This is a genomic window from Kangiella sediminilitoris, assembly GCF_001708405.1.
In the GTDB taxonomy this organism is placed as follows: Bacteria; Pseudomonadota; Gammaproteobacteria; order Enterobacterales; family Kangiellaceae; genus Kangiella; species Kangiella sediminilitoris.
The window spans coordinates 924519-946568 of record NZ_CP012418.1 but is presented as its reverse complement, the minus strand read 5'-3'; the positions used below and the strand labels follow the sequence as shown (position 1 = coordinate 946568).

20 protein-coding genes are annotated in these 22050 nt (G+C 43.6%); 5 read left to right on the top strand and 15 right to left on the bottom strand.

Features of this window, described 5'->3' with window-relative positions; genetic code table 11:
* Window positions 1-14: 14 nt before the first annotated feature.
* Complete coding sequence (locus tag KS2013_RS04445; protein WP_068990324.1) at window positions 15-512, bottom strand: GNAT family N-acetyltransferase; 498 nt, start codon at window positions 510-512, stop codon at window positions 15-17.
* Window positions 513-715: 203 nt separating this feature from the next.
* A complete protein-coding gene (locus KS2013_RS04440) occupies window positions 716-1006 on the bottom strand; it encodes a DUF6694 family lipoprotein (RefSeq protein ID WP_228703738.1) in 291 nt (96 codons plus the stop codon).
* Between the two features lie 128 nt (window positions 1007-1134).
* On the opposite strand from KS2013_RS04440, the gene KS2013_RS04435 reads away from it, so the two are divergent.
* Window positions 1135-2037: a pseudouridine synthase gene (locus tag KS2013_RS04435; protein WP_068990318.1), complete on the top strand. Its 903-nt coding sequence runs from the start codon at window positions 1135-1137 to the stop codon at window positions 2035-2037.
* 51 nt (window positions 2038-2088) lie between these two features.
* Window positions 2089-2358, top strand: a complete 270-nt coding sequence (locus tag KS2013_RS04430; RefSeq protein ID WP_068990313.1) for a DksA/TraR family C4-type zinc finger protein — start codon at window positions 2089-2091, stop codon at window positions 2356-2358.
* Window positions 2359-2361: 3 nt separating this feature from the next.
* On the opposite strand, the gene KS2013_RS04425 is transcribed toward KS2013_RS04430, so the two are convergent.
* Both KS2013_RS04425 and KS2013_RS04420 read right to left on the bottom strand, forming a co-directional pair.
* On the bottom strand, window positions 2362-2994 hold the full coding sequence (locus KS2013_RS04425) for a flavin reductase family protein (RefSeq protein ID WP_068990310.1): 633 nt from the start codon (window positions 2992-2994) through the stop codon (window positions 2362-2364).
* 73 nt (window positions 2995-3067) lie between these two features.
* Window positions 3068-4513 carry a bifunctional 2-methylcitrate dehydratase/aconitate hydratase gene (locus tag KS2013_RS04420; RefSeq protein ID WP_068990308.1) on the bottom strand — a complete coding sequence of 482 codons (1446 nt, stop codon included), beginning with the start codon at window positions 4511-4513 and terminating at the stop codon, window positions 3068-3070.
* 184 nt (window positions 4514-4697) lie between these two features.
* On the opposite strand from KS2013_RS04420, the gene KS2013_RS04415 reads away from it, so the two are divergent.
* Complete coding sequence (locus tag KS2013_RS04415; protein WP_068990305.1) at window positions 4698-5984, top strand: NAD(P)/FAD-dependent oxidoreductase; 1287 nt, start codon at window positions 4698-4700, stop codon at window positions 5982-5984.
* 4 nt (window positions 5985-5988) lie between these two features.
* Here the strand turns inward: KS2013_RS04415 and KS2013_RS04410 are convergent, their stop codons facing one another.
* Window positions 5989-6972: a hypothetical protein gene (locus KS2013_RS04410; protein WP_156768963.1), complete on the bottom strand. Its 984-nt coding sequence runs from the start codon at window positions 6970-6972 to the stop codon at window positions 5989-5991.
* A 122-nt stretch (window positions 6973-7094) separates the two neighbouring features.
* Window positions 7095-8117, bottom strand: a complete 1023-nt coding sequence (locus KS2013_RS04405; protein WP_068990297.1) for a Vgb family protein — start codon at window positions 8115-8117, stop codon at window positions 7095-7097.
* A gap of 123 nt (window positions 8118-8240) precedes the next feature.
* Between KS2013_RS04405 and KS2013_RS04400 the strand changes: the two genes are divergently transcribed.
* Window positions 8241-8990 carry an SDR family NAD(P)-dependent oxidoreductase gene (locus KS2013_RS04400; RefSeq protein ID WP_083217862.1) on the top strand — a complete coding sequence of 250 codons (750 nt, stop codon included), beginning with the start codon at window positions 8241-8243 and terminating at the stop codon, window positions 8988-8990.
* A gap of 33 nt (window positions 8991-9023) precedes the next feature.
* Here the strand turns inward: KS2013_RS04400 and KS2013_RS04395 are convergent, their stop codons facing one another.
* The 3 genes from KS2013_RS04395 to KS2013_RS04385 form a co-directional block, all read right to left on the bottom strand.
* A complete protein-coding gene (locus KS2013_RS04395; RefSeq protein WP_228703736.1) occupies window positions 9024-10541 on the bottom strand; it encodes a hypothetical protein in 1518 nt (505 codons plus the stop codon).
* A 41-nt stretch (window positions 10542-10582) separates the two neighbouring features.
* Window positions 10583-11191, bottom strand: coding sequence for a hypothetical protein (locus tag KS2013_RS04390; RefSeq protein ID WP_068990287.1), 609 nt, complete (start codon window positions 11189-11191; stop codon window positions 10583-10585).
* Between the two features lie 168 nt (window positions 11192-11359).
* The gene (locus KS2013_RS04385; protein ID WP_068990284.1) at window positions 11360-12526 is read right to left on the bottom strand and encodes a dipeptidase; all 1167 of its coding nucleotides are present in this window, start codon (window positions 12524-12526) and stop codon (window positions 11360-11362) included.
* Window positions 12527-12681: 155 nt separating this feature from the next.
* Here KS2013_RS04385 and KS2013_RS04380 point away from each other — a divergent pair, with 155 nt between their 5' ends.
* A complete protein-coding gene (locus KS2013_RS04380) occupies window positions 12682-13137 on the top strand; it encodes a MarR family winged helix-turn-helix transcriptional regulator (RefSeq protein WP_068990281.1) in 456 nt (151 codons plus the stop codon).
* 19 nt (window positions 13138-13156) lie between these two features.
* Here the strand turns inward: KS2013_RS04380 and KS2013_RS04375 are convergent, their stop codons facing one another.
* The 6 genes from KS2013_RS04375 to prpC all read right to left on the bottom strand — a co-directional run bounded on the left by KS2013_RS04375 (window position 13157) and on the right by prpC (window position 22009).
* A complete protein-coding gene (locus KS2013_RS04375; protein ID WP_068990278.1) occupies window positions 13157-14188 on the bottom strand; it encodes a hypothetical protein in 1032 nt (343 codons plus the stop codon).
* A gap of 7 nt (window positions 14189-14195) precedes the next feature.
* Complete coding sequence (locus KS2013_RS04370) at window positions 14196-15617, bottom strand: tetratricopeptide repeat protein (RefSeq protein WP_068990275.1); 1422 nt, start codon at window positions 15615-15617, stop codon at window positions 14196-14198.
* 140 nt (window positions 15618-15757) lie between these two features.
* Window positions 15758-16504, bottom strand: coding sequence for a hypothetical protein (locus KS2013_RS04365; RefSeq protein WP_068990273.1), 747 nt, complete (start codon window positions 16502-16504; stop codon window positions 15758-15760).
* A gap of 91 nt (window positions 16505-16595) precedes the next feature.
* Entirely contained in the window at window positions 16596-17789 is a 1194-nt protein-coding gene (prpF, locus tag KS2013_RS04360) for a 2-methylaconitate cis-trans isomerase PrpF (RefSeq protein WP_068990269.1), read from the bottom strand.
* Window positions 17790-17850: 61 nt separating this feature from the next.
* Entirely contained in the window at window positions 17851-20439 is a 2589-nt protein-coding gene (acnD, locus tag KS2013_RS04355; protein ID WP_068990266.1) for a Fe/S-dependent 2-methylisocitrate dehydratase AcnD, read from the bottom strand.
* Window positions 20440-20863: 424 nt separating this feature from the next.
* Window positions 20864-22009: a bifunctional 2-methylcitrate synthase/citrate synthase gene (gene prpC, locus KS2013_RS04350; protein ID WP_068990262.1), complete on the bottom strand. Its 1146-nt coding sequence runs from the start codon at window positions 22007-22009 to the stop codon at window positions 20864-20866.
* Window positions 22010-22050 lie beyond the last annotated feature (41 nt).

Sequence of the window (22050 nt, the reverse complement as noted above, 5' to 3'; positions counted from 1 at the left end):
AAGTGGTTTAGATTTTAAACCACTTTTTCCATGACATAATCGTCCATCACAAAGCCACCACCGATATCTTTAACAATAGAGTCTGTGGTGGTAAACCCTAATCTTTTATAAGCATCAATTGTCGCAAGATTGAACTTATTAACTGTAAGCCGAATGACCTTTGCAGACTTATCTCTCGCCTGCTGCAATATAAACTCGAGGGCTTTCTTTCCTAAACCTTGTCCTCGAACTTCTTTAGCTACATAAATTTTACTCAAAAACACAGCATCGCCTTCATAGTGAAAACTGAAGTAACCAACTGGGTGACTTTGCTCAAATAAAATATGATAGTTAGCACCCTCCTCAATCTGTTGCTGTATGGCGAGAGACGTCTGGTACTTCCTGAGCATGTAGCTCACCTGCTCTTTGCCAATAATCGGAGGGTAATGCTCTTTCCATATTTTATTTGCAAGCATTTCAACTAAAACAACATCGCTCCTAGACTTCACCTTGTTGATAATTGTTTTGACCATTTAAAACGTCCTATTTCATTCCTTAATTGACCTTATACAGAGACGTAATACGATATCTGCCTTTAATTTTTTATACATTATAAATACTTTTTGTTAAACGTGGAGGTGCAACTTCGAGAAGTGGTTAGCAAGTCATAGCGGCCAGGGGAAGTTAAATAAAAAAAGCGCCATCAGGCGCTTTCTTAAAACGGATAGTAAAAAAATTACTGCTTACTCATCTCTATAATCTCATCCGCAGTTTTGCCGTCCAAAGCTTCTTTCATAGCTTCTTCAGCTTTTTCCTCGTCAGACATGTTTTCCATAGCAATTTTCATCATTACCGCCATAATTGCCGTACCGAACTGGGCTTTTTCTGCTTCGGTCATATCTTTTGTTACTTCTTCCATTGAAGCTTTCATTGCTTCTTCGCTAGAAGCATCAATAGTTGGCTCGCCACAGGCAGTTAAAATAAAAGAAAAGCTAACTGCAATAAATAAATATATAATTTTTTTCATAATAAAGTCCTTTGTTAATCCAGAAAGCATCATACCCACTCTCGTAATAAATAGGAATATGCAGGGCAAAATTATCAAGAATGTTTGTCAGATGATATGATGTTGTTTTATGCCTATGACTTTTTATCGTGCCGAAATCTGAAAAGGCCTCCAAGGTCTCACTACCACAGGAAGTTCGTTACCGGACCATTCTCGCCTTCCTCGTTGAGAAGTTTCCACACGTCAGTGAAAAAGAGTGGATTCAACGAATGGAAGATAAACAGGTCTATAAGCCGGATGGCACGCTTATTTCTTCATCCACACCTTATCAAGCCGGACCAATTTACTATCACAGGCAGGTTACTGAAGAACCTAAAATACCGTTCAAAGAATTAATTATTGAGCAAAATGATGACTTTTTAATTGCCTACAAGCCTCATTATTTACCGATAATGCCCGGTGGAGCTTTTGTTAATGAATGTCTGCAGCAACGCCTAATAAATATTACTGGCAACATGGAACTACAGGCCATCCACCGACTGGACCGAGATACAGCCGGTCTAGTTTTATTTTCCACCAATGCCACTACCAGGCATCATTACCATCAGCTGTTCAGTCAAAGGAAGGTTGATAAACAGTATCAGGCAATCGCCACTATTTCCGATGACAGTACTCCGGTTACTGGGGAAAAGTGGCATGTGAAAAATTACATAAAGCGTTCTACTCCTGACTTTCTATTTCAAAACATTGAAGCTACCGATAGTACGTCTGGTGGCTGGTCAGCCGAATCAATCATTGAGTGTACCGGGATTAAAAGCAATCACGCTTTCTTTAACCTCAGTCCCATTACTGGAAGAACGCATCAGCTCCGGCTTCATATGTTGCATATTGGGCATCCAATACTCAATGACCGCTTCTATCCAGAACTACAACCAAAGTCTTCGGATGACTTTAATAACCCTCTCAAATTGCTGGCTTACAGCTTAAGTTTTACCGACCCTATCAGCCAGCAGAGAGTAAGCTACCAATCCCCGGTATCACTTGAAATTTAATTGATGAACCGCATGTTACTTATTACACATTAACTTCTAATTAGGTTCGTTATGGCTTCAGGTTGGGCGCGAGAAGGCGCGGTTCAAGAACAGATAGAAAGTACCATTAAAGACGCTGTAGAACGTGCACGAAGTGAAATGCAACATACCGGTGAGTCGTTAACTCATTGCGAATGGTGCGACGAAAAAATCCCAGAAGCTCGCCGCAAGGCCATTCCGGGGGTACGTCTCTGTATCACCTGTCAGGCAGAGCAGGAAGAGGAAAAGAGTGCCGCTTCCAGCATCAACCGCCGTGGCAGTAAGGATAGTCAATTACGGTAGTTCCTATAAATCCTCTGGAACTTCATTAAGCCTGACATAGGGAAACTCAGCTTCCTTCTGAAAAGAATAGTATTGATTCAACCCCGCAATCCCTACGTGATTGAAGCTTTCGAGATCAATATACCCTCTTTCGTCTATAGCATCGTCGGGAGCTAATATCATTTTGATCTCCCCAATCACCAAATGTGTGCCATTAAGCTCGATCGGTATATCCTGTTTAAACTCCATTCCTATTTTGATGGGCGACTCTTCTACAAATGGCGCCTTAAAATCATCAATGAAAAAGGATGTTAATCCACAACGCTCAAACTCTGAGACATCCTCAGGGAACTTTGCAGAGGTATAATGTGCCTGCTTGACCACCTCTTTGGGAATGTGGTTGATGGTATAACACCCTGTTTCACGTAAATTATCAAACGTATTACGGGGTACATCATCATCGGGACGAACAATCATCCCAAGCAATGGCGGGTTACTTCCTAAGTGAACTACCGAACTGAATATTGCGACGTTTTGAACACCATCAGCCGAGATAGTACCAATCAAATTGGCCGGTTTAATTCCGGTAATGCTATTAATCAGATTTAATCGGTACTTCCTTTCCAGCTCTTCAATATTTTTCGAATTTAAATACATGTCGTTTTTAAATACTCAAGGTTTACCCCAGCATAGAAAATAACCCATCAATTCCCCGTGAAAACTAATAAGTTTATATCATCATCAGAGACATAAATTCATGTACCGGAGTATTGTTTAACCGTTTAGGGTTCATCAGCAGATTAATAATATCGTCAGCATGCCTTTTCGGGAAACGGGTCATCACATTCTTTTTAAACTTATTGATAAGAACAGGTATACCCTCTTCCCGGCGGCGTCTATGTCCTAACGGATATTCCACAGTGATCTTATCCGTAGCAGAACCATCCTTGAAAAATACCTGAACTGCATTGGCGATGCTTCGCTTTGAAGGGTCATGATAATCTTCAGACCATTGCTTATTTTCCTGCACTTCAATTTTATTTCGTAGCTCATCAATACGCTCATCTGCTGCGACGTCATCTTCATAATGTTCTGCAGTTAAATCGCCAAACAACAAACCACAGGCGATCATATATTGAATACAATGATCTCGATCGGCTGGGTTGTAAAGCTCACCTTCCTTCGAAATAATTCGGATTGCTGATTCGTGCGTAGTTAGCTCGATTCGCTCGATATCCTTGATTTTATTTGAGACTTCTTTATGCAGCTCCGTAGCTGCTTCAACTGCAGTTTGTCCATGGAACTCTGCTGGATAGGAAATCTTAAACAGAATATTTTCCATGACATAGCTACCGTAGTCTCTTTGGAAAGAAAATGGTTTACCTTTAAAGGAAACGTCATAGAAGCCCCACTGTTTAGCGGTTAATGCTCCGGGATACCCCATTTCACCAGTTAAAGTGATCATGGCCAGACGAACAGCCCTTGAAGTGGCATCACCTGCCGCCCAGGACTTTCGAGAACCTGCGTTAGGCGAATGTCTGTAGGTACGAAGTGATTGACCGTCAACAAAAGCCTGTGACACAGCATCAATAATATCTTCCTTGTCCCCACCCATCATATGAGTGACCACAGCCGTGGACGCGACCTTTACTAAAATCACATGATCCAGTCCAACGCGATTAAAACTATTATCTAATGCCAGCACACCCTGAATCTCATGAGCCTTAACCATCGCCTCTAATACGACCTGCATGGTTAACGGCTTATGTCCTTCTGCAACCGACTGCCGACTTAAAAAATCAGCTACGGCTAAGATTGCTCCGAGGTTATCAGACGGGTGCCCCCACTCGGCTGCCAGCCAGGTATCGTTAAAGTCCAGCCAACGGATCATACAGCCAATATCAAAAGCTGCTTTTATTGGGTCCATCTCAAACTGAGTTCCGGGAACCCTTGCTCCATTGGGAACCAAAGTGTTGGGGACGATTGGGCCAAGGTGCTTTGTGCATTCGGGATAACGTAAAGCTAATAGTCCACACCCCAGCGTGTCCATCAAGCAATATCGTGCTGTTTCCATTGCTTCTTCGCTATCAACAACATAGTCAGCGACATACTCTGCTATCGCTACAAGTTCTTCATCAGGTTGCGGTCTCACGTTTGATTCAACATTACTCGACATAAGCTCACCTATCGCTCAAAAGTTATAACCCCACCATAAGATCTGCTCGCTATTGATTCAAGCTAAAAGCAAAACAGTTTTACTGTAATTGAATACCGTAAAATTCTTATTAATTACAAACTGACTTTCAACTTGTTTAAAAATCATACACAATGCTTAACAAACTAAAACAAATCATCAGGCCATGACAGGTAAGTATCCAAACACTTATTACGCTGCAACAAAAAAACTCGATTTAGACACTCACAGTCTTAACCCTAACAAGGAGGTAGAGACCTGCATTATTGGCGGTGGCTACGCTGGATTGATGACGGCACTTGGGCTGGTCGAACGTGGGCACAAAAGTGTCGCTATAATCGAAAAAAATGGTATTGGATTTGGGTGCTCAGGACGCAATGGTGGACTGGTTTTTGGTGGTTACTCTCTTAGCCCTCACAAACTTATAAAGCAGGTAGGTTCAGAGCGAGCAAAAGAGTTGTACCAGTTTACCCAGACAGCAGTCAATCTTATCCGACGCCGTGTGGTCCAATATACCATCGATTGCGATCTGGTTGATAAAGGCGTCATATGGGCTAACTGGTTTAAGGACCAGAAGCTACTCAATGATGAGCAGTCGTTCATGAATAACAACCTGGGCGTTAAATGGGAATATATATCTCCCGAAGCGCTGAGAGAACAATTACAAACAGACAGATATCATGGTGGATTATTCGAACCTAGCGCCATGCACTTCCACCCTCTTAATTACGCTCTTGGCATCGCCAGAGAATTAATTAAGCAAGGAGTTCGAATCTATGAAAACTGCGAAGTAACGGATATTAAATATGAACAAGCCGTTAGAAAAGTAAAAACGGCTCAAGGTGATATTCAATGCAAAAACATTGTTCTCTGCGGTGGCGGCTATCTCGGTAATTTGTTCAAGCCAGTATCAAACTCTATCCTTCCGATAGCAACCTATGTCATGACTACAGAGCCTCTTGGCGACAAGCTGAAGGAGTCAATAAATACCCAGTCAGCGGTTTACGACACTCGCTTTGCCTTCGACTATTATCGGCCCCTGAAAGATACACGTATTCTTTGGGGTGGTCGGATTCATACCAAGACCAATAAACCTAAAAATCTCAAGCACATCCTTCAGCAGGATATGCTAAAAGTCTATCCCCAATTAGAGGGAGTCAGAGTGGAGTATGACTGGCAGGGATTTATGGCCTATGCACGTCATCATATGGCACAGATTGGACAGGTAGCTCCCAACGTCTGGTACAACATTGGTTTCGGTGGTCACGGCGTGGCGCCAACGACAGCAGCAGGTGAAATCGTTGCTGCCGCTATTACAAAAGAAAATGAAGACTATAAAAAGTTTGAACCCTGGGGGCTCCCATGGAACGGCGGTATGTTTGGGCCACCAGCAGCTCAATTAAGCTACTGGTGGTATCAACTAAAGGATTGGTGGAAAGAAAAAACGGAGTGACCCGTTACTCCACGGTAAAGACCTTATTGATCTTGGCTGCATTCAGTTCTGATATCCATATGTAGCGGCCAGGCTCTAAATTGACATTGACGTAGCCATGCCCACCACCATAGGTATGCTCCAGACCACCAATAAATTCAACTGGTGCAGGTGCTCTTAAGCCACCAACATTGGTCCAGTCCATCCAGTAATACAGCTTTTCCAGATCGGTATCGTCACCAATTTTTGCTAAATTCAAATCATAAGGAATAAAAAAGCCTTCCGGATCTTCCTGCATAACAACTTTGATACTGTGCTGTCCGGCTGGAAGCGTATCCGGGCCCACAACCCCAGCATTAGAAACGACGACTTCATAGTCTGCTGAAGGCTCGACAGCATCGTTTTCTTCATCGACCACATTAACCTGTTGCAACATTCCCATCAGAGTATGCCACTGCCCATTTGGAGCTTTTACATAACACTCAACCAGGTAAGTTCCGGCTTCATCGATTAAAAAAGTCGACTCGGTGCTGTTGCCGGGGGATAACAATGCAGCGCCTCCGCTCCATTTCATTTGAAGTCCCCACTCAGGAATATTCTCCTCGAAAAAAGGCCCGATATCTGCTTTGGTAAGCTCTCCGCTTCGCAAGCCTTCCATTAGAGGATCAAACGCAGGGGCCACCTCGGTTAGCTGGTCTTCTAACGTTTTACCATCGACAAGTCGATAAATAGCCACAAAGTGAACCTGCTTCCCTTCATTCTTAAAGCGAAAAGTCGTCCATCCCTTTTTGATTTCAGCTGGCGCATTAATTTTGAAGTCGGTGGTAGTAACGTTAACAACTCCATCATCCTTTGGCTCAGGTTCTGGTTTAGGTTCTGGCTCCGGTTTGGACTCAGCGACTTCATTGGCTTGTTCTGAATCAGCCTTAACCACAACATTCCCTTTTTCAGCCTCAGAATCAGAGCCCTGATCACAACCCAGCAGTGCTGTCCCCAACAAGACTGACATTAAAATTGACCTATAATGCTTAAAGCACATCATCGATTCTCCTCTTAGTTAAAAATAAATACAAACACTCTATCGTGTTCTGCTTCCAATCATCTTTCTCAGCTACAGGTTGTTTTACCTTCTTATTGAGGCTTTGCTCTTACAATAAACCCGGTATCGACTCCGAACCAAAATACCTTTTCCTCTGGATCAAAATACATGTGTCTTACGGAACCGCCGCTTTTCACTACCGTGCGACTGATAAATTCTTCTGAGTCCGTATCGAAACCTACCATAACATTAGGGTATGGACCCGTTAGTCCAATCCATAATCGTCCTTCGCTATCCAGTGCAGTTCCATAGGGTTGGCTACCCTCTCCGTCTGGCGTTAGCCATTCGTTAAACGAATCAGAATCTGGTATATATTGGCCAAGATACCCATCTCGAAAGTCGACATACCAGATAGAGTCGTCTGAAGTAATTTCTAGTCGGCGTGGCCGTGCATCCTCTCTTGGGATTGATATTTCTTCTAAACTAAAATCATCCTTATTCACAGTAGCCAGTTTGTTCGTTCCTACCAGAACAACCCAGGGCTGATCGTTTGAATCCATCTTTATACCATAGGGTCTCGAGCGCGGTTCCGTTGCCTTAACGTAACGAACCTCTCCCGTTTCCGTGTTCAAATGACCTATGGCATTGGAATGCTGTGCGGTAAACCAGATATTCTCGTTCTTATCAAAAACCAGAGTGTGTGGATCACGAATGGCTTCGGGCATGGGGTACTGTTTAATATCCCCTGTTTCAGGATCCATTCGACCGATGTGCCCATTTTGGTTGCCGGCATACCAGACAAAGCCATCACTATCTACAATCAGGTTATGCGGGTGACTGCCTTCCGGAACGGAAAACTGTTTCATGCGTCCGGTATCAGGGTTTAGTCGGGCAATGTAATTTCCAGCCTGACCACAGAACCAAACCATGCCATCAGGTGCAACAGCAGGATCTCGGGGCCGACCTTTCCATTCAACTTCGTACGGTGTGAAAGTTAATAATGAGGGGAGAGACTCAGGTTCTGCCGCCTTTTCAGCAGCAACAGTCGAGGTGGGTATCAGAGCCAAACTAAATATAAGGTTGACACCAAATAATGCATAACGATAAGCAAGCATAAAATCCTCCAGACTGATTTACACCTCCACACAGTATAGAGAGAAGAAGCCATAACCGCAAAGATCGTTCAAAACATAAACACTTTCACCAATATTTCACACTCTGTAGCAATAATGGATGCTATGAAAACCGCATTGATATTTGGGGCTAGTGGTGGCATTGGGCAGGCTTTCACCCGTTACTGCCAAAAAAACTACGACTCAATCATAGTCTGTTCACGTGACATAGAGCACTTACAGATCTGTGATAAGAAGTTTGCCGCCAACGCCATTTGTTATGAAGTCGATCCGACCAAAGAGGAGCAGCTCGCTCAGCTATCGGAGCAATTATCACAGGGTAACTATAAGCTGTCGCTGATAGTTAATGCCTGTGGTTTACTGCATCAGGAAGGCGGGCCTTTTCCGGAGAAGAAAATAGAAGATTTCGACGCCGAACAGTTTAAGAAAATCATTGAAGCCAATACCATAGTAACTCCACTGATCGCTAAACATTTTCTTCCTCTGTTGGAGAAAGGTGCCAAAGGCCTTGGTACGACAGGAATTTTCGCTTCGCTATCAGCACGGGTAGGCAGTATATCCGACAACTATCTCGGCGGGTGGTATAGCTATCGAGCGAGTAAGGCTGCGCTGAACCAGATTATCAAAACTCTGGCCATTGAATCGTCGAGACGTTTTAAGCATTGCGCAATATTGGCATTGCACCCGGGAACCACGGATACCAAGTTATCAAAACCGTTTCAGGAAAATGTTCCTAAGGGGAAGCTCTTCTCTCCTGATTACTCTGTTTCGAAAATGATGAAAATCATAAAGAACGCTGACCTTGAAGATAACGGCAAATTCTTTGCCTGGGATGGACAAGTTATAGAATGGTAAAAAATGGCCTCAGATGAGGCCATGATTGATTTCCTATTTACTGACCGTGTCGTCCACCGCTCTATCGGGAATGATCCAGAGATAATCAGTCAAAGTTAACCCCTTCAGACAGTCACTGCCGGGTGTAATATCATCCAGCAACCCCGGACAATCTGGATTCTGATAACTGGCGGTTCCAGCGACCTTACCTGTTGGCCAGCCGGCACGAACATGACAGTTACGACAGCTGGTCGCAATGGGGTGAATTACGCCTTCAATATAAGGGTTAACCGCAATATCAACTTTACCGTCTAGGTTAGCTGGAACGGCGTAGGAGTCGGTTAATAGATAGTGCTGCCATGGCCCCTGAGCTTGCGGAAGTTGCGGCCTATTGCCTGCATACTGACCTTCGTTTGGTTTATCCGACCACCAGACACTTTGCATGGTCCAGCTTTTCAGTTCCTTGGTATTAACGTGCATGGCTATCGTCACCAAATAATCGCCCACCCCGATGCTTTGACCATTTGCCCAGTAACTGGCAGCGCTGAGAATCGCTTTATCTGCGTCGGAAAATGAATCCCAGTCATCTTGGGTAATCTGATGAAAGTAGAAACTGTCGAGGCCGTAAACCTGTGCTTCGGTAGACACGGTAGGAATAGGATTACCCGAATTATCTTTGACACCATATAAGAACGATACATCCGCTGTCTGACCAACCTGCGTTCCTGACGGATCAACGGCTACCATCGTGTCCCAGTATTCGTACCCCGCATATCCGGTAAAGGTCACTGGAAAGTTATTTTTCCAGACGGGAATCCCGGTCAGGCCCTCTGCTTTTACTGGCCAATACATATGCTTGGTCACAATCCACTTCTTATCCAGATCCAGCATCGTAACTTTATCTGCGTGCTTTTTGTCGAGCGTAGACTGGAGATAGAGTTTGTCGTTACGAATCTCCTTCATCGCCGTCATACTCAACGACTCCGTCGGGATCAGAATATCGCCATTGTTAACGAAGTGCGGGCCATCGCAGATAGTCGGGTTACCTTTCTTATCGTGGCAGATAGCATCTGGATATTGCTTTGAAACTGCTTCGGGAATATCGTAAATGGGCGCCTTGGTATCAACGTCGGGTGCATTGGCCAGATTATTTTGAATAATCGTCGAGTGTGACTTTCTGGTTTTAGCTCTAACCTTTTCACCAACGGGCTGAGGATTCGAATCCTGAAACGCTCCGTGGGTATTTGGCCAGCTATACCAGAGAGGCCAGCCCAATTCTTTAGAAGGCTGCATAATACCGGCGAACAAGGCCCAGGCATGCTGTCGAATATAATCACGATTACCCTCATCCGTGGCCTTCTGAAGCAGCTTTAAATCCTGCATGTAACCATAACCATCCGGGAATGGGATATAGCCATTGCTTTTGACTGCAAGCTCGTCTTCCACAGTCATGCTCCCCACCTCAGAAACCTTGCTTTGCTGTTCCTTGCTTTTCTCTACGGCTGGTTCTTCATACCGCTCACAGGAAAATATCAGAGCACAGCACATAATTATTAAGACATTACGAAACATAACTCCCTCCATTGCTATAGGTGTCCTATTATCTTTTTGGTTTACTTATCTATTTTATTCAGAATTTTAAAATCTTTGGGTGGCAGTTCCTCAGACGACTTTAGAAACTCGGTGACTTCCATAATCGAGCTCACCGTGGCCGAAGAAATAATATCGGTCGTGCAGGTATCCGGTGTGTACTTATCCGTCGTAATAACGTACATGTCGCCACCCTTACGAGTTGAGCAGGTACAATTTGCCTTACCGGTTTTCTTATCGATCATACAAGGCGCATCCAGACAGTAAGCCCACTCACGATCATTCTGACAAACCGCAAAACTTTTCACCGGATAATAACGCGAGACTAATGCGCCTGACTTCTCAGCCTTCTTGTCCTCACAAGCATCCGAGCCTACCGAATAGCCCTTCTTAACATCACAGACGCAAGACACCGCATTAGTCCCATCAATCGGCGTACACTTCGCCGTAGTGCATAGCGCATACTTGCTTTTACAGACCTTCAAATTTTGAGACGTTAAAACATCGTCCGCATAAGACGGGGAACTATAGAAAAGAGTTAAAGCAAAAAGGCTTAACGTACAAAGACTACAAAATGAAAACCGTACTAAGAAATAACGACTGAATAGAACAGAAACTTTAGAACGAAACATCCCCACATCCTCCTGATGACTCCATTAATAAGGCCGTCACCCCCAACTTCCATGACAGCCTTTAAAATATAATCCTCCAAATATGGTCAATAAACAAGCGATTTTCTAAAGCAAATTTAACATCAAGGCAATGCAAATATGACTTAGATATCAATTAATTAAGTAAGATTACTTCCATACGTCTTTCATCAAATTATAGGCATTCAGACCCAACACTTTTTCAATTCGAGTACTGCTATGTCTCCTTTCGGCAAGCTTGTTGGCGAGTAGGTAAAACTGATCGGGGCCGACGATATCTGGCATAAAGTTCAGGTTTCCTAGTTTTTCACCGGCAGCGGCAGCGCCATTATCAATCCTGTGCTGAGTCATTTTGTCGGTGTCTTTTCGAACCTTCTCCATGTCGTCGATTCCCGTATAGCCGCCGTCGGTTCCGATCGATACATGATCTTCACCACAGACGTTAATCGCATGTTCGATGTGTGCTACCAGATGATCCGAGTTGGCTTTACTGTCCGATGCAAGAAACGGCATAAAGTAGAGACCAAATAGCCCGCCTTTATCAGCAAGCAGGCGCATCTCTTTATCGGTTTTATTACGCGGCAAATCGACCAGAGCACGGCATCCACTATGACTAATGGTAAGGGGTGTTTTACTCGCAGCAATAGCTTCGAGACAGGTGCGCTCGCCGCTATGACTGAGATCGATCAGTACATTGGTTTCGTTCATCTTTTCAACCACCTTATGACCAAATTCCGTTAGCGGTAATCGTTGGCTGACGTTAGCCCCACCGCCGATCTGGTTCTGGCCATTATAAGTAAGCTGCATGGTGAGCACGCCAAGGTTCTTAAAGGTGTCAACGTTATCCAGGTTATCACCTAAAACATGGCTGTTCTGGAAACCGAGGGTTACTGCTATTTTGTTATCTTTTTTCGCCTGTTCAATATCGTTGAAGGTTCTAACCAGCATCAGTACGTCTGAATTAGCGTCAATCAGCTTCTGATGCTGGCTAAGCATGCTCACACTGGATTCGAAGATATCATCGCCTGGATATGCTGGGAAAGGCGCTCCTGTGGTCTGCCGGTAACAATCTAGACCACTTTTCAGTAAATCACTTCGTAAACGATCCGACATGCGCCAGTCATCCTGAATACTCCCCGCCGGATCATTGATGTCGTACAGCACGCCGAGTCCATCAAACACAAACCATTTATTGTACTGCTCGCGGGAAATCATGGCTGCGTTTGTTGATGCCGCTAACACGCTGCCAGAGCTTAGCTTTAAGCCCACTGCCGCCGCAGCCATGGCTGAATTCGTTAGAAAAGATCGTCTGTTCATTGGCGTTAATCCTTTTATCCAAGCTAGTTAAAGCTAATCTATATTAATTGCAACATATTGCGCAACATGTTACCTTTGTTTCTGAAATAGAGTCAATCGATTCTTTTTTAAAAGAAGTTACAAATAATTTCTTAAAGCAAACTATAGAGAGCAGTATGAACGGTAAAGCATTATTAGGTAAACGCGCAGAAGATCTGAGCAACCTGATTGAACAACAAACCCAGCCGATATTTGATAGCCTCGGCATTATTGTACCTATCAAGTCCTGCTCTACCCTGCTCACACTATCAGAACTAGGCCAGGCCTCGCTGGCGGACATAGCACGTCAATTGCAGCAGTCGCACCAGCTGGTCAAACAGAAACTACCTAAACTGATTAAGCTCGACCTGATTCAACAAAGCCCAGATCCAGAAGATAAACGACGGACGCTCTACTCTCTGACATCAGAAGGGAAATCACAGACTCAGAAAATTAAAGATTACCTTGAACAATCGGAAGTGTTAGTCGATAGCATCTCAAAAGATATCGGTGTCGACATATTCGACGCTATCGATAAGGCGATAAGTTGTATGAAGGACAAAAGTCTTTGGGATAGATATAAACAGCAGTAACTTATTTGAGCTAACTCTTCTACTGATTAAAACTAGGCTGTTCGACTGTTATTCTACGTACTTCCACATTGTTTTTAGCGTAATTATATCGAGTAATGATCAGATCAAACTGAAGCTCTTTACCTGCTTTATTAAAGTCATCACCATACTCAATATCAAATTCGTACAGTAAATGTTCATCTGGAAGGAATAATGTCTTCCAGCCTTTGTTATTTCGTTGCAACTGGTCTCTTAGAACATCTCCGGACAGGCTTATTATGCGCTGATAATTTTGATTGTTGTTATTGGCAAGAATGGTTGGCGTACCGTAGTGACTCATGGAGAGACTTAAACGAGGCCCAAGCTCTTTAATGCTAACCGTTTTCTTATGAGTTCTATTATTATGAGTAGCAATCTTATCAGAGCTATGCGAACAACTCGGATGGTAAATATCGATAGAGTCTTTACCGCTAAAATCACCATAGTTATGTTTCCATAACAGCACAGAACCGTCTTTATCCTGTAGAGAATAATTGAAATAAGTCGCTAGCGGTTTGGCATTACTCGCATCGAGCTGGATAAAGTCTTTATTAAGAGCAACTAGATCAATAACGCATTGCGCGTCTTCGGTTTTATCCGTAACAACGAGAGAATCGAAACAGACAGTCATATGATACTGATAAGTTTCCTGGTTCTCAGGCAATTGATTTAAAGCTAATCCCTTTTGGTTCGCACAAATGTCTTTTGAAGAGGAATGCTTAGGGACGGTTAAGCCACTCGCTGAATCTTGCTGAAAATCGGCATCGACAGTTATCTTATTAATATCATCATCAAGCATAACTGAGACATCGATTAAACGACTTTCAAGCTGTTTAGTGCCCCAGCTATCATGAGCCCCTACTCGGTAATACCGCTGCTGTTCATCGTAAACGACCGTAATATTAAACTGGTTATCCTCAACGTTATACTGACCATCATCAACGAATAACCAGCTATGCGTAACCTCACCAGTGGGAAGCGACTGGCATCCCATGATTAATATTAACAAAAGAATCAAGCTATATTTTTTCATATTAATATTATTTTTTCTTAGTTCGGTACTTTAAAAAGACAGCGAGCACTCCTAACAATCCAAACAAAATACCCATGATTAAGTAGTGAAAATCTGTAAAGGGTGAAAAAAATGGCTTTGACTTTTCATTTTCCTGCTGTGTTTGGTGACGCATTAAAAAATATTTGATATCTCTTAGATGCGAAAGCTTTGTGTTATCTCTGTGCTTGTATTTGACCTTAAGCATAGAGTCTATTCTTTTTTCTAGTGACTCAATAGCATTTGTTACTCTGTACTCTTTTTGGGAGTAACTTCTAACGTAAAAAGGTTGATCTATTTTTAAATTGAGTTCAGTCACAAACCCCTCAACTCTTTCATAGTTTTTTTCTTTTAGTTCGTGATTATATATAAGTGACTTTGATAAGAGCGTTGAACCATAACTATCGTATCCATTCAAATCTACTCCTTTTTCTTGAAGCTTTTTAAAGAATTGAATATCATCCATTCGTGCAGAGAGCTCAAAAATAGGATCCAGCTCATTCCTCTCATAAGTTTCATAGGCTTTATCAAAAAGAGTCTCATCCTGATAGCCTCCCTCATACCATAACCCTAAATATGAAGCCGATAGCATTAATCTAGCAATGGGATAGTCCATTAAGGCAATAGCATTTTCTGCATATTCTTTGGCTTCACTGTACTTTTCAGCTTTTAATAATTGAAGTGAATAATTACCGTTGGCCCATGCTTTTTCTTTCAAGTTATCAAAATGATCAAGCTCAATTACAACTTTATGGCAATATAATCTATCTTCTAACCTCATCCAGTTAGCTAATTTGTCACATTTAAAGATAGCTGCTTTTTTTTCCCTATCGGCGTAATCACCTTCTAGTACCACTTTTAAAGAATTAAGCCCCTTAGAAAGCTTTTGGTACCTGCGTTCCATAAATTCATCATCATTAAACTTCACTCCCATGCCGTAAGCCATATCATCTATTGTGGCAGCATAATTTAAATTAGCCCAGGCGTGCGAGCTATCAATAGATAACGCTTTTTCTAGATCTGTTATAGCTTTATCGTAACGTTTAAGGTTTCTTAATACATGGCCTGATAAGCTTAAGACCTCAATATCATTTGGAGCTATCTTTTTTGCAGTATTAATATCCTTTAAGGCTCTTTCCCACATTCCTTTTTTTTCACATTGTGGAGAATAGAAACCGCAGCCTAATTCATAGCGAGCTTTTTGTACCCAGTACCTTGGGTTATCTGCAGCAGTATCACTAATAGCATCTAATTTCTGCTTTACCTGAGTATATTTTCTTTCGGATATATTATCTTGGTCGATGAGTGATTTAATTTCCTTTATTTCTTCTTCTATAGTTCCCGCACTACTTAGCTCACAAAATGTAAAAGCTATAAAGACCAAAAGCAATTTACAGAGTTTATTATTCATTTTATTCCCTTAGTACATTTTTATTTTGGGTCATACTCCCACAAAGAAAGCCGCAAAACAATGCGGCTTTTATGATATGAGATTTTAATCAATAAACTTTTAAGTATTATTAAATGGAGCGACTTATTTCAATTGTTAATTTACTCTGATACCTGAGTGTCTTTTTTATTTTCTTTACCTTCAGACAATAACTCATCAATTAGCTTAGGAACGCGAGCATAAAAACTAAGTTTACTTAGCTCTTGATCCGATAAATGCCGATTATTATCCATATAGATAATATTGGTTTGGACCATCACCTCTTCCAGACTGGTAACCTTTACGATTTTCTTATCGGCAGAAAGGTAGTAAGTTGTTGGATAGCTGATGTTCCTAACACCCGAAATAAGTTCCCCGTAGCCACCCTCTAAATCAGTTGTATTATCTTCGGTTACACTAATTACAGTTATATTGTCATTAAACGGGCCGTATAGTTTTGGAAATTTCTGTTCCATCATTCCTGATGCGTACGGTGCTTGTTTATGTAAGACAATAAACTTAATTTCATCCGAGTACTTTTCAGCCATATCATTGATGTACTCTTTTTCCCTCAGAGACTGGCCCAAAGAATCTGAAAAAGTATGCAAATAAATTGGCTTTTTAATTTTACTCAGGTCTATCTTTTTACTACCGGACGCAATGACTAGTGGAGAAAAGGAATCCCCTATGACATTTTTATCGAAACACTCCTGTACTGGATTAGAAGTATAGTTGATTTTAAAAGTCTTTTTTGAGGCTTCATGAACTTCCGTTATACAGTCTGATATCTTCTCAGAATATGGAGGCTCTTCGACACAAGCGGTTAACAGACATGTACCAACAACTATGGCTGCGGTTTTCTTTATCATTACATTTCCTTATTTAAAACAGATAAAACAACTCGCAGCCACTATTGGTTAGAATACTCGCTTAGAGTTATATTTTTATTAATTACAGTTTTTAGTTATCAGCCGGCACTCTTACCCAGCCTTCCATTAGCACTCGTGCGCTTCTGCTCATGAATACTTTTTTAGCTATCCATTGATCGTTTTTAAGCTCGGTTTCAGCGCCTACTTTTAAAGTACCTGAAGGATGTCCGAACACAACGCTCTGACGATCACCGCCACCGGCTGCCAGATTTACTACTGTTCCTGGAATAGTCGACGCGGTTGCGATGGCTACAGCGGCTGTTCCCATCATGGCGTGGTGAAGCTTACCCATGGACAGTGCGCGTACGTTAAGATCGATATCGCTGGAGCTGATGTTTTTGCCACTAGACGATACATAATCGGCAGGCTTGGCAACGAAAGCGACTTTCGGTGTGTGTTGACGGTCGGCGGCTTCTTCCAAGCTTTCTATAAGACCCATCTTTAAAGCACCATAGGCTCGAATCGTTTCGAACATAATAAGCGCATCAGCATCACTATTGATGGCCTCCTGTAACTCTGTGCCGTTATAGGTTTTGCCATTAAAGTTGATTTCGTCGGCATTCAAGAAAATCGTTGGAATACCTGCGGTAATCATGGTTGCTTTAAAAGTACCAATTCCGGGTACTTCTAATTCGTCGACCAGATTACCCGTCGGGAACATAGAGCCTTCTCCTGCCGGATCTATAAAGTCCACCTGAACTTCTGCCGCCGGGAAGGTGACGCCGTCGAGAATAAAGTTGCCAGTTTCTTGTACCTGACCATTAGTAATCGGTACATGAGCGATAATCGTTTTTTCGATATTTGCCTGCCAGATTCGAACTTCAGCATGGCCGTTCTCAGGAATACGTTCAGCATCAACCAGGCCGCTGTTGATAGCGAAGGAACCCACTGCCGCAGTTAAGTTGCCGCAGTTACCACTCCAGTCGATAAACGGTTTATCAATCGAGACCTGACCGAATAGATAATTGACATCATGACCAGCCATTTCGCTCTTTGACAGAATCACGGTTTTACTGGTGCTTGAAGTAGCGCCGCCCATGCCGTCGGTATGCTTGCCGTAAGGATCGGGACTACCGATCACACGGAGTAACAACGCATCACGAGCAGGACCCGGAACCTGTGCTTCTTTCGGCAGATCAGTCAGGTTAAAGAAAACACCCTTACTGGTTCCGCCGCGCATGTAAGTGGCTGGAATTTTGATTTGAGGAGGAAACGTTTTTGACATTGTTTTGCCTTTAATTAATCAAAAAATCCCCACTGTCGTGGGGATGATGTGCTTTATTATTTTAGCTAGCGGCCAGGAAGTCCTGAGCGAAACGTTGAAGTACACCGCCCGCTGAATAAATAGAAACTTCTTCCGCTGTATCCAGACGACAAATCATAGGTACTTCTACGCGTTCGCCGTCTTTACGCTTAATCACCAGAGTCATCGTCGCGCCCGGTGCAATCTCGCCTTCAACGTCATACGTTTCAGTACCGTCGATATTTAGAGTTTTACGCGTTGTGCCCTCTTCGAACTGAAGCGGTAACACGCCCATACCGATTAGGTTGGTACGGTGGATACGCTCAAAGCCTTCGGCAGCAATCACCTGAACACCCGCCAGACGAACACCTTTCGCTGCCCAGTCACGTGAAGAACCCTGTCCATAGTCAGCACCGGCAATAATGATTAACGGCTGTTTGCGCTCCATGTAGGTTTCAATGGTTTCCCACATGCGCATTTCTTTACCTTCCGGCTCAAGACGCGCCAATGAACCCTGCTTAACGCTACCGTCTTCATTTCGAACCATTTCGTTCAACAATTTCGGGTTAGCAAAAGTTGCACGTTGTGCCGTCAGGTGATCACCTCGGTGAGTGGCGTATGAGTTATAGTCTTCTTCCGGTACGCCCATCTTATCGAGGTAAGCACCCGCTGCACTCGATTTCTGGATGGCATTCGATGGCGACAGGTGATCGGTTGTGATGTTGTCGCCCAATACAGCCAATGGACGCATATCTTTCATCGAACGTTCGCCAGCCAATGCGCCTTCCCAATACGGAGGACGACGAATGTAGGTACTCATTGGACGCCAGTCATACAATGGGTCCGTTTTATCGCCCATATCAACTTTAACATTGAACATCGGCTCGTAAACGTCACGGAACTGCTGTGGTTTTACGCTCTCGGAAATAATTTCATCAATCTCTTCATCGGTTGGCCAGATGTCTTTCAAGGTCACTGGGTTTCCGTCTTTATCCGTACCCAACACATCTTTCTCGATATCAAAACGAATAGTACCAGCGATAGCATAAGCCACAACTAATGGCGGCGATGCCAGGAACGCCTGGTCAGCGTGGGGGTGAATACGACCGTCAAAGTTACGGTTGCCCGACAACACGGCAGTCGAATATAAGTCACGCTCTTCGATTTCCTGCTTAATTTTTGGATCCAGCGCACCGCTCATGCCGTTACAAGACGTACAGGCATAACCAACGACACCAAAGCCAAGCTTTTCCATTTCTGGAAGCAGTTTTGATTCTTCCAGATAAGCCGTTACCGCCTTTGAGCCGGGAGCCAAAGACGTTTTTACCCATGGCTTACGCTGTAAGCCAAGCTTATTGGCGTTACGTGCAATAATACCAGCAGCAATCATGTTGCGAGGGTTACTGGTATTGGTACAGCTGGTAATCGCTGCAATAATACAGGCGCCATCCGGCATTTTGCCTTCTTCCGTTTCAACGTGCTTAGCGATACCTTTGCTCGCCAAGTCTGTTGTAGAAACCCGTGCATGAGGATTTGAAGGGCCTGCGATATTGCGGCCTACTGAAGACAGATCAAAAGTCAGTACACGTTCGTATTCTGCTTTAGTTAAACCATCAGCCCACAAGCCAGTTTCTTTTGCATACTGCTCGACTAACTTAACCTGCTCATCGTCACGGCCAGTTAGTTTTAAGTAATCAATCGTTTGCTGGTCAATGTAGAACATACCAGCAGTTGCACCATATTCTGGTGTCATGTTGGAAATCGTCGCACGGTCACCCAACGTCAGGTGTGCAGCACCTTCACCGAAGAACTCAAGATACGCAGAAACTACACGTTCATTACGTAGGAATTCAGTAATGGCTAATACGATATCTGTGCCGGTTATGCCCGGTTGCGGTTTACCTGTTAGTTCAACACCAACGATGTCCGGAAGACGCATGTAAGACGCACGACCCAGCATCACACTTTCCGCTTCTAGACCACCAACACCTACAGCGATAACACCGAGCGCATCAACCATTGGCGTGTGGCTGTCAGTACCAACAAGAGTATCTGGGAAAGCAACGCCATCTCGAGCCTGAATCACTGGTGACATACGCTCCAGGTTGATCTGGTGCATGATACCGTTACCCGGTGGTACAACGTTGACATTTTTGAACGCTGTTTTACACCAGTTAATGAAGTGGAAACGATCTTCGTTTCGACGCTCTTCGATCGCGCGGTTTTTTTCGAAAGCATCTTTCTCAAAACCACCATGCTCTACGGCTAACGAGTGATCTACAATCAACTGAGTAGGAACGACCGGGTTTACCTGCGCAGGATCGCCGCCACCTTCTGCGATAGCATCACGTAGACCGGCTAAGTCAACAAACGCGGTTTGACCAAGAATATCGTGGCACACAACGCGCGCCGGGAACCATGGAAAATCCAAATCACGCTTTCGTTCGATCAGCTGCTTTAAGCTATCCGTTAATGATTCAGGATCACAACGGCGAACTAAATTCTCAGCCAGAACTTTCGAGGTGTATGGAAGTTTGTCATAAGCACCTTCTTGAATGTCTTCGACCGCCTGACGCGTGTCGAAATAATCTAAGTCAGTACCTTCAAGTTTTTTTCTATAGTTCGTATTCATCTCTTAAAATGTGGTCTCTTCGTGTTTGTAATGCCTTCAATAAAAAAGCATAAAGAATTAATGTCACTCGGCAATATAAAAGTCTGGCAAATTGTTGGGTTACGAGGCTCAAAGCCTCTAACCCAACCTATAAAAGCTCCTGAATTACCTCAGAATGACTCCTTGTATCAGAGTCATTCCCGCGAAGGCGGGAATCTTTTAATGTTGCTTGGCTCCAGAGATTCCCGCCTTCGCGGGAATGACGTAACCAATTTCATTAAAATGATTTTTTAGCCTTAAATTTTCACTAAAAACTCAAAGACTGTATATTTGGCGTTGAGAATGCGGCAAAAGTTCACGAGAAACCGGAGGTTACCTAACAGGTAATTGAGGATTTCAAGTGAACTTTTAACAAAATTATCGACGCCAAAGGCCAGTCATGATATTAACGTTTGTCGATCTCAACAAACTCACGCGGCTCAGGCCCCGTATAGTTCGCGCTCGGACGAATAATCTTACCGTCCTGACGCTGTTCCATTACGTGTGCAGACCAACCAGCGATACGTGACATTACAAAGATTGGCGTGAACATTGATGTTGGGATACCCATCTTGTTGTAAGACACTGCTGAGAACCAGTCCAGGTTAGGGAACATTTTCTTCTCGTCCCACATCACTGTTTCTAGACGCTCTGCAATGTTGAACAAGTTAGTGTCGCCCTGCTCCACAGACAATTCTTTCGCTACTTCTTTGATCACTTTGTTACGAGGATCGCCCGTTGTATAAACCGGGTGACCGAAACCAATCACGATTTCTTTGCGAGCGATTCGCTCTTTAATATCAGCTTCCGCCTGGTCCGGGTTGTCGTAACGCATCTGGATGTCTAGCGCCACTTCGTTAGCACCACCGTGCTTAGGACCACGCAATGCGCCGATACCACCACAGATTGCTGAGTACATATCAGAACCTGTACCTGTGATGACGCGGCTGGTAAAGGTTGAAGCATTAAACTCATGCTCTGCATATAGGTTCAATGAAATCTGCATCGCACGCACCCATGAATCTGGGCATGGCTCACCGTGTAACAGGTGAAGGAAATGACCAGCGATAGATTCTTCATCAGTTTCCAGATCAATCGCCACGCCATTGTGCGAGAAGTGATACCAGTAAAGAAGCATTGACGGGAATGACGCCATCAAGCGATCCGCGATATCTTTTGCTTCGTTTAGCGGCTGGCTTTCACGTTCAGGAAGAACTGTACCTAAAATTGAACAACCTGTGCGAAGGACGTCCATTGGATGGGCATTAGCAGGAATTAGCTCAAGCGCATCCTGTACTAGTGCTGGTAAACCACGAAGCGCCTGTAACTTACGCTTGTAGTTTTTAAGCTCTGCTACGGTTGGTAGTTTGCCGTGGATTAGCAAGTGAGCAACTTCTTCAAACTCACACGTTTCTGCTAGATCCAAAATATCGTAGCCACGGTAGTGTAAATCGTTTCCGCTACGACCTACCGTACACAGGGCAGTATTACCTGCTGGTACACCTGATAAGGCGACCGACTTTTTTGGTTTTGGTAAAACTGACTCACTCATACTATCTACTCCTGTTTTAAAATTTAAATTCTCTGCAATCA